This is a genomic window from Dokdonella sp. (assembly GCF_049593775.1).
In the GTDB taxonomy this organism is placed as follows: Bacteria; Pseudomonadota; Gammaproteobacteria; order Xanthomonadales; family Rhodanobacteraceae; genus Dokdonella.
This window is the reverse complement of the sequence record NZ_JBAWHJ010000269.1, coordinates 1-12281: the sequence shown is the minus strand read 5'-3', so window position 1 is coordinate 12281 and position 12281 is coordinate 1. Positions and strand designations below refer to the sequence as shown.

Genomic DNA, 12281 nt, shown 5'->3' with positions numbered 1-12281 from the left:
GACTGACATTGCGTTTGAATCCCGGCTCGCCAGTGCGCTACTGGCGAGCCGGGATCTCCGACCCCGGTTGAGAAACCACCGCCAGGCTCGCGGACCGCAGGGTCTCCAGCCAAGTCACGATCCCACGCAAGCCGCTATGCTGCGCACTCCATACCGCTCGCACCGGAAGGCACATGAATTCCGCTCCACGATGTGATCGCACGCCCTCCTGGAGAAAGCTGCGGAGCCTGTTCGAGCAGCAGGCCGATCAATTCGATCTGCGCGAAGCTTTTTCCAGCGACGGCGACCGATTCGCAAGATTTTCATTCCAGGCTCCGTCGGTCTTCGCCGATCTATCGAAGTGCCTCATTGACCGGCCAAGCCTCGATGCTTTGCTGGAACTGGCGCGGGAATGCGCAATTGAGGCGCGACGTGATGCCATGTTTTCCGGCGATGTCGTCAATCCAACCGAAGGGCGTGCTGTTCTGCACACCGCCCTGCGTGCGCCGCGCGGCCAGGCTCCGCATTCCGACCAGATCCACGCAATGCTGGATCGCGTCCTCGAATATGCCGAGCACATTCGCGACACAGGCCGGAGCGGAATCCGTCACGTCGTCAACATCGGCATCGGCGGTTCGGATCTCGGCCCGCAGATGGTTGTGCCTGCACTCGACGAAGTGGCTTCGCGAGATCTTCAATTCCACTTTGTTTCAAACGTGGATGGGCATGACATCGAGCCGGTACTGCGCAAGCTGGAACCATCGGAAACCTTGTTCGTCATCGCTTCGAAGACGTTCACCACCCAGGAGACGATGACCAATGCGCGAATCGCAAGGGAATGGTTTGTATCCAGGGGCGGAACCGACATCGACCGCCACTTCGTCGCCACCACGACCAATGCCTCAGCGGCTGCGGAGTTCGGCATCACGACCACGTTCGGATTCTGGGACTGGGTGGGAGGACGCTATTCGCTGTGGTCAGCGATCGGCCTGCCGATAGCGCTGGCAATCGGCGAGAAGCATTTTCGCAGTTTGCTGGCTGGCGCCTACGCCATGGACATCCATTTCAGGGAAGCGCCACTAGCGAAAAACCTGCCCGTCCTACTCGGCCTGCTCGATATCTGGTATCGAAACTTCCACGGCTTCTCCAGCCGAAGCGTTGCCCCCTACCATCAGGGTCTGCGGCGCCTGCCCGCCTATCTGCAACAGCTTGAAATGGAAAGCAACGGCAAGCGCGTCGACCAGGCCGGTGAGCTGCTGCCGTTCTCGACCAGCCCGGTTATCTGGGGCGAACCTGGCACCAATGGCCAGCATGCCTTTTTCCAGATGCTGCATCAGGGCACAGACACGATACCGGTTGAGTTCATCCTGGTTCGCGAACCCGGGCACTCCCATGTCGATTCACACCGCAAGCTACTGGCCAACGGACTCGCCCAGTCCAGAGCCTTGATGCTCGGCAAAAGCGCCGAACAGGTCGCCAGCGACATGAAACAGTACGGCTCCTCGAGTGCCGAAACTCACGCGCTTGCGCCGCATCGCAGCTTTCCCGGAAACCGACCGAGCACGACCTTGCTGCTGGATCGGTTGTCGCCAGAGTCCCTGGGCGCACTGATCGCGCTCTATGAACACCGTGTCTTTGTCAGCGGCGCGCTGTGGAACATCAACAGTTTCGACCAGTGGGGCGTCGAGCTAGGCAAGGCCCTTTGCACCGACCTTCTGCCGCGCATGGAATCCGGCAACGTCGACTCCCTTGATGGATCAACAGCTGGCCTTCTCATGCGCCTGCGTTGCTGATGCAAAGCACACGATAGCAGCCGTATTGCACGCGAAATGTCCTTGCACAGCGCTGACAGTCAGGCGGCGCGCACTGAACGCCCGGCCAGGAGTCGATCGCGCCAGTGCGGAGGCGACGGCCAATTGGCAGCCGCGGCTCCCTGAACCACGCGGATGAGATCGCGTCGATCAATCTGCGGCGCAAGGCCGGCGATCAGGTCGATTGCAAAGTCACGTTGAACGCGATCCCGCTGCAGGACGATCCAGGTCGTGCAAGCAGGAAGCAGGCCTGCCGTTGGCAGAACACACAAGCCATCACGGTCATCAGGGCCCAACGCCATCTCGGCCAGCACACCAACGCCGAGACCCGCTCGAACATAGGTCTTGATCAAATCGGCGTCACGCGCAGTCACGGCCAGCTTCAGTTCACAACCTGCATCGCCAAATGCTCTTCTCAGAGACGATTCGGGTGCCAGCGACGATTCGTAGCTGACCAACTCGTACCTGGCCAACTCTTCGATTCGTGGCGCTCGCCCCAATCCTGCCAAGGGGTGGGACTGCGGAACCAGTATCTGCCGTTCCCAGCAAAAAATCGGGATGGCGAGTTCCGCATCCGGCGGGCTACCGGCAGTACTGACGATGGCCATGTCGGCCACGCCCTTGCCAAGCATCTCCATCAACTCGGTATCGCCATGCGGTTCGAGACGAATACCGACACCCGGGTAACGATGCTTGATCGCGGCTATTTCCACCGGCAGTACAAAACGCGCCTGGGTATGGGTGGTGACGATGACCAGCTCGCCCTGAATATCGCTGCGCAGGTTGGCGGCGAGCACACGGATGTTGCTGGCCTCGGCAAGAATCACTCGCGCACGAGCAATGACCTGGGCACCGGCGCCCGTAGTCGAGTGCAGGCTCTTGCCTCTGCGCAAGAAGAACTGGAAACCCAGTTCATCCTCCAGCTGCCGAAGCTGGCGCGATAATCCCGGCTGGGTTGCATGCACACGCTCGGCTGCCAGGGTGATGTTCAAACCGGCATCTGCAATGGCGACAATGTAGCGAAGCTGAGTCAGTGTCATTTCGATCCATTCGCGCTGCTGACGGGCTTCCAGCTGACTCGAGACTCGCAGGCTGGAGTCTCACCCAGGACTGGCATGGTGTTTTGCAGCATAAGCGCTTGGCAACGACCCGTCCACTATGGACGTCTAAACGGCTATCAGTATCTAATCACATTGTGCCATAAGAACCTTATGATTCGGCATTTCACTCGAACAGGGGCGGGACGCCAAGCTTGCCGCCATGAACCTCTACCCGATGTTTGCAAATCTGGCTGGACGCCGCGTGCTGGTTGTTGGCGGCGGCAGTGTCGGCGAACGCAAGGTTGCCGCGCTCTGCAAGACTGGTGCCCGTGTGGAAGTCGGCGCGCCCCGAGTTTCGAGACGACTCGAAAAATGCGCTGCCGGCGGAGAAATAGTGCATCTTCGCGGACATTTCGAGGATGCATGGCTGGATGGCGTCTGGCTGGTCGTTGCAGCAACCGGCAACCGCGCCTTGAACCGGCAAATAGCTGCCGCAGCAGAACAACGGCGATTGTTGGTCAACGTGGTAGACGACGCCGGGCTATCGAGCTTCCAGGTGCCTGCGGTCGTTGACCGGCATCCCCTGATGATTGCGATCTCGACGGGAGGCGCGGCACCGGTGCTGGCCAGACTTGTGCGAGAGCGCATCGAATCGCTGTTCGACGCCTCATTGGGACCGCTGGCGACCCTCGCCCAGCGATATCGGGAGCGTATCCGCCGGAAATTTCCAGACATTGGCCAACGGCGAGGCTTTCTCGAGAGCCTGTTTCGCGGCAAATTCGCAGCGTTGGTGCGGCTGAACCAGGCGCTGCGCGCAGAGCACATGCTGAAACGGAGCCTCCGCGGCAACAACATTCCGCGGAACCGTGGTTCGGTGGTTCTGGTGGGTGCTGGCCCGGGTGATCCCGGCTTGCTCACACTGAATGGCCTGCGAGCACTCAATGAGGCCGATATCGTCCTGCACGATCGCCTGGTCTCTGCCGGAGTGCTCGATCTGATCCGACGTGACGCAACCCTGATCGAGGTCGGCAAGCAGGCCGGCGGCAGCCACACATCGCAGGATCACATCCACGCGCTGATGCTCGAACACGCGCAAGCTGGGCGGCGCATCGTCCGCCTCAAGGGTGGCGACCCGTTCATATTCGGGCGTGGCGGCGAAGAACTGGAGTATCTGCGTGCGCATGACATCGATTTCGAGGTCGTGCCAGGAATTACCGCAGCCATCGCCTGTGCCGCCTATGCCGGCATTCCGCTGACCCACCGCGATCACGCGCAAGCCGTTGCCTTCGCCACCGCCCACCAGTGTGAGTCGTCGGAAAAACCGGACTGGAGCTCGCTTGCGCGCCAACACCAGACCTTGGTGATCTACATGGGTGTGCGCGAGCTCGAGAGCGCACAGAAGCGGCTGATCGAACATGGGAGAAGTCCGCAGACCCCTGTCGCCATGATCGAGAACGGATCGCGCCCGGAGCAACGGGTCATTTGCGGCACGCTTGGCGAGCTGGCCCAACTCGCGCGCGACCATGCCCTGCTATCGCCTGGCCTGGTGATTGTCGGGGAAGTCGCCGGATTGGCTGATCGCCTACACTGGTACGCACAGGCGCCCCTGACCGGCACACCGGCACCCTCACCCAATCGGCGCGCTGCCTGAGCGTCAAGGAGATCCGGATCCATGTCATTCGAATCGATACTCGACACGATCGGTGATACCCCGATCGTCAAGCTGCATCGCCTCGCCCCGAAGAATGTGGAGATCCACGTCAAGGTCGAGTCTTTCAACCCGGGCGGATCGGTCAAGGACCGGCTGGCCCTGGCGATTGTGCTCGACGCCGAGAAAAGTGGCGCGTTGAAGCCGGGCCAGACCATCATCGAAGCAACATCCGGCAATACCGGCGTGGCGCTGGCCATGGTCGCTGCCGCTCGCGGCTATCCGTTCGTCGCAATCATGGCTGAATCCTTTTCAGTCGAGCGACGAAAACTGATCCGTGCCTATGGCGGCAAGGTGATCCTGACCCCGGCTGCAGAGCGCGGATCGGGCATGGTGCGCAAGGCCGAGGAACTGGCCGGCAAGCATGGCTGGTTCCTCGCCAGGCAGTTCGAAAACCCGGCAAATCCAGCATGGCACCGGAACACGACCGCGACAGAAATCCTCAAGGATTTCGCCGGCAGGCAACTCGACTATTTCGTGACTGGCTGGGGCACTGGCGGCACGCTGACTGGGGTCGGGGAAATGCTGCGTCTTGCCCGCCCGGAAGTGAAGATCATCGCCAGCGAGCCGACCGGCGCAGCGATGCTATCCGGCAAGGAGTGGTCACCGCACAAGATCCAGGGCTGGACTCCCGATTTCGTTCCCGCCGTTCTCAATCGCGACGTTGCCCATCGCGTCGTACCAGTCGATGACATCACTGCCCGGGACACCGCACGCCTGCTGGCCAGCAAGGAAGGGATTTTCGTCGGCATTTCGGCAGGGGCAACCTTGGCCGCCGCGCTGGAGGTCGCAAAGGACGCAGCGGCCGGCTCGGTCATGCTGGCAATGCTGCCTGACACCGGCGAACGCTACCTGTCGACATTCCTGTTCGAGGGCGTCAACGAAGGCTCGGACGACGAATGGCTGGAATCGCTGGGCTGAGATCGAAAACGGGCGCCCTTAGGCGCCCGTCTTGAGCCACAGCCAATCAGAACCTGGCCGAATCAGGCGCCTTTCTTCCATTGACCAAGGGCAGCCAGGCCATTTTCACGGGCGCGCTGCGCAACCGTCTTCTGCGCGTCGGCAAAATTGGCGGCCATGTCCTTGCCCCACAGCTTCAATGCTGCCTGCTGCATGGCGCGGCCATACGAAAACGACAACGGCCAAGGATGAGGCCCTTGCTGGTTCATCGCGTTGAGGTGCGCCGTAGCGCGCTCGTCGGACTGGCCGCCCGAAAGGAACACGATGCCTGGCAGCGAAGCTGGCACGGCCGCCTTGAGGCAGCGGATCGTCGCGTCAGAGACGTCGTCGACATCCGACTGCTCATCACAATCCTTGCCAGCCAGGACCATGCTCGCCTTGAGGATGGTGCCCTCGAGGAACACGTTCTGCTCGTACAGCGAAGCGAACAGGCTGCGCAGGGTCGCTTCGGTCACTTCGTAGCATTCATCGATATCGTGCTCGCCATCCATGAGGATTTCCGGCTCGACCATCGGAACGATTCCGGCTTCCTGGCAGAGCGCCGCATAGCGTGCCAGCGCATGGCAATTGGCCTCGATACAGGTACCACTGGGAGAATCGCCACTGATCGTGATCACAGCGCGCCACTTGGCGAACTTCGCGCCCAGTTTGGCGTATTCGTTCAGGCGCTCACGCAGGCCATCCAGCCCTTCGGTTACCAGCTCACCGGGGAAACCGGCCAACGGAAACGGTCCCTTGTCGACCTTGATGCCCGGAAGAATACCGGCATCGAGCATCAGCTTGGTGAACGGCACGCCTGCCTTGGTCGACTGCCGAATCGTCTCGTCATAAAGGATCGCACCGGAGATGTGCTGATTCAGACCCGGAGTGGTCAGCAGCATTTCACGATACGCGCGGCGATTCTCTTCGGTACTCGGAACGCCAACAGCCTCGAAACGCTTCTTGATGGTGTTGTTCGATTCGTCGATGGCAATGATGCCCTTACCCGGGGCCACCATGGCCTGGGCGATACTTTCAAGCTGCTCGATACTCATGGATGGACCACTCCAGGAAACAAACGCGTTGTGCCGTCACAAACAGTTCGGGCGGGAAATAGGGGATTCAGGGGCGCGGAGTATAGGCCAGATTGAATACCGATGCAGATCCGCCAGGCCAGCATTCACGCCATGCGCTGCCTTCCGTCCGGATCCAACCCAATGACTCAGGTTATTGTTTTTCCGCCGTTTTTGGCTTCCACGCACGAGCCGGAATGACGCAGCGCTGCATGATCGCCTTGCGCGCTTCTGGATCAGGCGGGAGGTTGAACGGAAATATCAGCGAACTGAACACACGATCGCGTGCCGCATTGCGTATCGTCGGCTCGAACTCGAGATTCGATGTGATGCTCGCCGCCAGCTCACCGAGCCCACCAGGCGGCTCCACTTTTTCGATCGTGATATCGCTTGCGCGTCCATTCTTCTCGACGATGAACGAAACTGCAGCGCAGCCCGACTGATCCATGTTCTTGCCACCCAGTGGCGCATTGCCCTCAATCGAGGACTTCATCAGCACCCAGTATTTTTCGAGTGTTTCCGGAGTTACTGAACGGGGCACCTTCTGAGCGATGGCGTGCGACGACAGCGCTAGGCAGGAAACGATCAGTGCAATCGTGCGCTTGGTCATGGGGAATTCTCGGTTGGGGATGTGGGGAGGATACCGAATCCTGTGTTTTGGTTCTTTTCCTGTGCAGATCCGCGGTACACGTCACTCGTACGATTTCGAATCTGCCTCCTACTCAGGCTCGTTCATAGTGAAAAGGGCTTTGACACGCCTTGGGTGCGCGAGGCACTTTCTTTTGCGTGCCCGCTGCGCCGATATTGTGGCATCAGCCCAAGGCCTTCACTCGCCTTCAGCGAGCGAGCTACTTTCTCTTGCGTGACCACTGCGCCGCAGGCGTGTGAAAGCTTTGCTCTTAAGGCACTGAGCGAAGCGGCATAGATATAAGAACTGGGTCCCAGCCTTCGCTGGGACGACTCGAAAACATGAGGCAATCACAAGCGCAAGGCATTCGCAGGTACGTGCCAACAAAAGACAGAGATCAGAGTTCCCCCAACCCCTCAGCCAACCCCTCCACCCCCACCCGCAACAACTTCAAGGTATTCGTCCCACCCAACTGCCCCGTGTGATCACCGGTAGTCAAGATGACCCGGTCATTCTCGGCAAGATGTCCCAGCCGATACAGATGCTGGATCGCCTCGCGCGCCGCCAGCGCCGGACCTACATCATGCGGATCAAACTCGATCGGATGCACATCGCGATACAACAGCATGCGTCGCCGCGCAGCACCATTCCTCGAGAGCGCATAGATCGGCACGGTCGAGCGGTGGCGTGACAACCAGCGGGCAGTTGTTCCCGATTCGGTCAAGGCAACGATGGCGCGCACGTTGATGCGATCGGCAAGGAACATCGATGCAAGCGCTATGGCCTGGTCGGTGCGATCAAGTACGCGCGCACCGGGAGCGACATCGTTGGGCGGCTCGAACTGCCGCTCGGCACCAAGGCAGACACGGCGCATGGCGGCAACGGCCTTGTCGGGATGGCGGCCCGAAGCCGTTTCCTGCGACAGCATTACTGCGTCGGTACCATCAATCACCGCGTTCGCCACATCGAGCACTTCAGCCCGGGTCGGAATCGGTGACTCGACCATCGATTGCATCATCTGGGTTGCGGTGATGACGACACGGCTGCGTTCAAGCGTTTCGCGAATGATCTTCTTCTGCAGCCCTGGCAGTTCGGCGTCTCCGATCTCGACGCCGAGATCGCCACGCGCGACCATGACGACATCGCTGGCGTTGATGATCTCCCCAAGTGCTGCGATCGCTTCGGTGCGCTCGATCTTGGCCACGATCGCCGCATCGCCGCCCGCCTCCTGCAGCAAGCGGCGCGCCTGCTCGACATCCTCCGCGCACTTCACGAATGAGACCGCGAGGAATTCGACCTGCAACTCGGCGGCTAGCTGGATATCGCGTCGATCCTTGTCTGAAAGCGCGGCTACGGTGAGTCCGCCACCCTGGCGATTGATGCCCTTGCGATCGGAAAGCCGACCGCCAATCGATACCCGACACTGCACTTGCTCGTGAGCGACCTGCACGACCTCGAGCGCGATCAGGCCATCATCGAGCAGCAACAGGTCCCCGGCCTTGACGTCCCGCCACAGGTCGAGATATCCCACGCCGACGCGATTGACATCGCCGGGTGGTGCATCAGCCCGGCAGTCCAGGGTAAACGCGGCACCGACTTCAAGATGCACGGCGCCATCGGCAAAGCGTTCCACGCGAATTTTCGGCCCCTGCAGATCACCCAGCACAGCAATCTCTCGACCGAGCTCAGCCGCAACGGCGCGCACGGCTGCTGCGCGAGCTCGATGGTCGTCGGCATTGCCGTGGGAAAAATTCAGGCGCACGACATCAACGCCTTCAGTGAGGATACTTCTCAACATTCCAGGGGCGTCAGTAGCCGGACCCAGGGTGGCAATGATTCGCGTACGACGCAATTGCTCAGACATTCATCGCTTCCTCTTCATCCTTGCGTGAACCTACCACAGCACGGTAACGACGAAATGCATTGAAATCCCGTTCCAGAATATGGAGAGAGAGAGAGAGAGTTGGAGGCCAGCTACACCTTCAGATCCGTATCCTGCTGTCCATGCAGACAAACAGCGAGACATTCCTCCAGCCCGCGTGGGTCCGCCACGATGTGGTCGGCTCCTGCTTCGAGGAGTTCATTGCTGCTGCCAAATCCCCACAACACTCCTATTGCGCGCACCCCATTTGCCCGCGCCCCATTCATGTCGAAACAACGGTCTCCGATCATGACGGCATCACGCGCCGAGCGGCCGAGTGTGCTCAACGCGCTTGCAACCAGTTCGGCCTTTCCGCACGTACGGGCCTCAGGCGTGGGTGCGAACACGGCTTCAAACGATTGACCAAAGGGCAAGTGATCCACAATCCGACGAGCCTGTGCTGCAACCTTGCTGGTCACGATGGCCAGCCGGTTGCCGCGCCCGGCCAGATTGACGATCAATTGCTCGATACCCGGATACACTGCGTGCTCACTCCAGCCGACTGCATCGAATCGTTCGCGATAGTGATGCACGGCCAGGTCTATGCGATCCTCATCTTCGCCCAGCAATTCCGCGAACGATGTGTGCAGGGGTGGTCCAATCCAGCTGCGCATGCGTTCCTGGCTGGGCTGCTCGACCCCCACGCTACGCATTGCATGAACCATGCTCGTGGTGATTCCGACTTCCGAATCGATCAGGGTGCCATCAAGATCGAGCAGGATCAGCGCCATTGTTTATGCCCCGCGCGCGCGCAAGGCAGCCACGGCCGGAAGTTCATGGCCTTCCAGGAACTCCAGGAACGCTCCGCCACCGGTTGATATGTACGAAACCTTGTCGGCAATGCCGTACTTGTCGACTGCCGCAAGGGTGTCTCCACCACCGGCGATTGAGAACGCTGGCGATTTGGCAATCGCCTGCGCAAGCGATTCCGTACCGGCGCCGAACGCATCGAATTCGAACACGCCGACAGGCCCGTTCCAGACCACGGTTCCGGCCTTGTCGATCATGGCTGCATATTGCGCTGCGGTCTGCGGGCCAATATCAAGAATCATGTCATCGTCGGCCACATCACCGATCAGCTTGATGGTCGCAGGGGCGTCGGCCGCGAACCGCGGGGCGACAACCACGTCCACCGGTATCGGAATCCGCGCGCCGCGTGCCTTGGCTGCGGCATTGATGCGGTTTGCGGTCTCAATGAGATCCGGCTCGCTGAGCGACTTGCCTACCTTGTAGCCGGCAGCGGCCAGGAAGGTATTTGCGATACCGCCACCAACGATAAGCTGATCGACCTTGTCGACAAGATTCTCGAGCAGGGTCAGCTTGGTTGAAACCTTGGATCCGGCAACGATGGCCAGAAGGGGGCGTGACGGATATTCGAGCGCCTTGGCCAGTGCATCGAGCTCAGCCATCAGCAAGGGGCCACCAGCGGCGATCCTGGCGAAGCGGATAACGCCATGGGTCGATGCCTGGGCGCGATGCGCAGTGCCGAATGCATCCATGACAAACACATCGCACAGCGCGGCATATTTCCTCGAGAGCGCCTCGTCGTCCTTGCCCTCGCCGACATTCATTCGGCAATTCTCCAGCAGGGTAACCGAGCCGGAGGCGACATCGACGCCATCTACCCAGTCACGTACTAGTGGCACATCGCGACCAAGCAGTTCCGAAAGGCGTGCGGCCACAGGCGCCAGCGAATCCGCAGCACTCCACTCGCCCTCCTTCGGCCGTCCAAGATGCGAGGTGATCAGCACCGTGGCTCCCTTCTCCAGTGCCAGGGTGATGGTGGGCAACGACGCCGTGATGCGTTGTTCCGAAGTTATCTTGCCGTCCTCGATCGGCACGTTGAGATCCTGGCGGATCAATACGCGCTTGTTCTGCAGATCGAGATCACTCATGCGGATGACAGGCATCAATAGGTCCTTGTTGACGTAGTACTCAGCCTGTCATTACAGCGGCAGCACGCACGCTTTGCAAATGTCGTGCAGCAAGCGTCGTGGCGGCGCATCCACGCTCCGCCAACGACACCAGTTATCTTCACTTCCCTTCGCGGCTCAGACCCATCCTTTCCGCACATCGTTGTTGATGGGCGATTCAGCGATATTTCGCAATTTCAGCAGCCAGTTCGTTAGGCGAGAACCCGGTGAAACCCTTCCCGTTGACCATGATCAATGGTGTCCCAACCCCACCCAACGCCTTCCATTCCGCTCGCACAGCTTCCGAGGATTCAATATCGCGTTCGTCCCAGGTCAGGTTCTGCTCGGTAAGCCAGGCCCTGGCGCGAATGCAGTAGCCGCAGGTCTCCGTCGTATACATGACGATATCCAACGCGGGTTTCGCCGCCTCGCTGGCGATTGCGACGGACGGCAATATCGTGGAATTGAACACCCAGGCACCGGCAAGTATTGCCAGGGACAGCAGCATGCGTTGCAACATCGTTTACACCCTCCTCAGGAGTCCCAACATGCGGGACAGTGCAGATGGGAGTGCCAGCGGCGAAGTTGGTTCCCCGCAGAATTCAGCTGCAACGCATGACACGTCTCGGATCAGGACTGCAAATGACGCGCCTGACGCGAAGGTGTCGAGCCGGAATCCTTCTTGCGTGGCCGAACGCGAGTGGTTGCGCCGGACTCGAATCGCAGCCTGCTGCGTCCACCAGTTCCGTGGTAGTCCGCGATCAGCGCTTCAGCAACTTCTTCTGGCGGCAGGCGGCGAATCTCGCAAAGATGCTCGTGCAGCAAGTGCACAAGGCGCTCCTGCGCCAGGGCGTGAGTCTGCCCTGTCTTCCCGTAGAGCCAGTCGCTGAATCCGAGGAAGTTCGCGAATGGACTGTCATCAAGCACGAGCGCCAGCGTTCGCAGATAGCGCCCCGAGTTCGCGACAATGTCCCAGTAGCGCGAGAAACGCGACAGTCGCTGCATCGTGGCGAAGTCGATCGCGTCGGTAGACAGGATGTTGTATGGAGGATCCGGATTGAAGCGAAGCCCGTATTCCTTCGTATGCCTGTCAATCGGCGCGCCACGCAGGCGCTTGAGTATGCCGAACTGGATTTCGTGCGGCGCCAGCTTCACGAGGCGATTGAATCCGTCCGCAAAACCCGCCATGTCCTCGCCTGGAAGTCCGGCGATCAGGTCCACATGCAGATGCGCGGCGGAATGCTCGCGCAACCACGCGATATTCGCCGC

11 protein-coding genes are annotated in these 12281 nt (G+C 60.3%); 3 read left to right on the top strand and 8 right to left on the bottom strand.

From position 1 onward, the window contains the following. The first annotated feature begins 173 nt into the window (after positions 1–173). Positions 174–1772 carry a glucose-6-phosphate isomerase gene (gene pgi / locus WBP53_RS09645; protein ID WP_423928333.1) on the top strand — a complete coding sequence of 533 codons (1599 nt, stop codon included), beginning with the start codon at positions 174–176 and terminating at the stop codon, positions 1770–1772. 59 nt (positions 1773–1831) lie between these two features. On the opposite strand, the gene WBP53_RS09640 is transcribed toward pgi, so the two are convergent. Further along, positions 1832–2830 carry a LysR substrate-binding domain-containing protein gene (locus tag WBP53_RS09640; RefSeq protein ID WP_423928331.1) on the bottom strand — a complete coding sequence of 333 codons (999 nt, stop codon included), beginning with the start codon at positions 2828–2830 and terminating at the stop codon, positions 1832–1834. 220 nt (positions 2831–3050) lie between these two features. On the opposite strand from WBP53_RS09640, the gene cysG reads away from it, so the two are divergent. Both cysG and cysK read left to right on the top strand, forming a co-directional pair. Beyond that, positions 3051–4481 (top strand): siroheme synthase CysG, encoded by a 1431-nt coding sequence (gene cysG / locus WBP53_RS09635; RefSeq protein WP_423928329.1) that lies wholly within the window; start codon positions 3051–3053, stop codon positions 4479–4481. A gap of 21 nt (positions 4482–4502) precedes the next feature. Next, a complete protein-coding gene (gene cysK, locus WBP53_RS09630; protein WP_423928327.1) occupies positions 4503–5459 on the top strand; it encodes a cysteine synthase A in 957 nt (318 codons plus the stop codon). 62 nt (positions 5460–5521) lie between these two features. Here cysK and WBP53_RS09625 read toward each other — a convergent pair whose 3' ends face one another. The 7 genes from WBP53_RS09625 to WBP53_RS09595 form a co-directional block, all read right to left on the bottom strand. After that, positions 5522–6532, bottom strand: a complete 1011-nt coding sequence (locus tag WBP53_RS09625; protein ID WP_423928325.1) for a class I fructose-bisphosphate aldolase — start codon at positions 6530–6532, stop codon at positions 5522–5524. A 172-nt stretch (positions 6533–6704) separates the two neighbouring features. Further along, positions 6705–7160, bottom strand: a complete 456-nt coding sequence (locus WBP53_RS09620) for an energy transducer TonB (protein WP_423928323.1) — start codon at positions 7158–7160, stop codon at positions 6705–6707. Positions 7161–7575: 415 nt separating this feature from the next. Next, the gene (gene pyk, locus WBP53_RS09615; RefSeq protein ID WP_423928321.1) at positions 7576–9042 is read right to left on the bottom strand and encodes a pyruvate kinase; all 1467 of its coding nucleotides are present in this window, start codon (positions 9040–9042) and stop codon (positions 7576–7578) included. Positions 9043–9152: 110 nt separating this feature from the next. After that, positions 9153–9830 carry an HAD hydrolase-like protein gene (locus WBP53_RS09610; RefSeq protein ID WP_423928319.1) on the bottom strand — a complete coding sequence of 226 codons (678 nt, stop codon included), beginning with the start codon at positions 9828–9830 and terminating at the stop codon, positions 9153–9155. Positions 9831–9833: 3 nt separating this feature from the next. Beyond that, positions 9834–11009: a phosphoglycerate kinase gene (locus WBP53_RS09605; protein WP_423928317.1), complete on the bottom strand. Its 1176-nt coding sequence runs from the start codon at positions 11007–11009 to the stop codon at positions 9834–9836. A gap of 181 nt (positions 11010–11190) precedes the next feature. Next, positions 11191–11532: a glutaredoxin family protein gene (locus tag WBP53_RS09600; protein WP_423928315.1), complete on the bottom strand. Its 342-nt coding sequence runs from the start codon at positions 11530–11532 to the stop codon at positions 11191–11193. Positions 11533–11642: 110 nt separating this feature from the next. Further along, positions 11643–12281 (bottom strand): DUF4080 domain-containing protein (locus WBP53_RS09595; protein ID WP_423928313.1); only part of this gene is annotated, 639 nt, incomplete at its 5' end.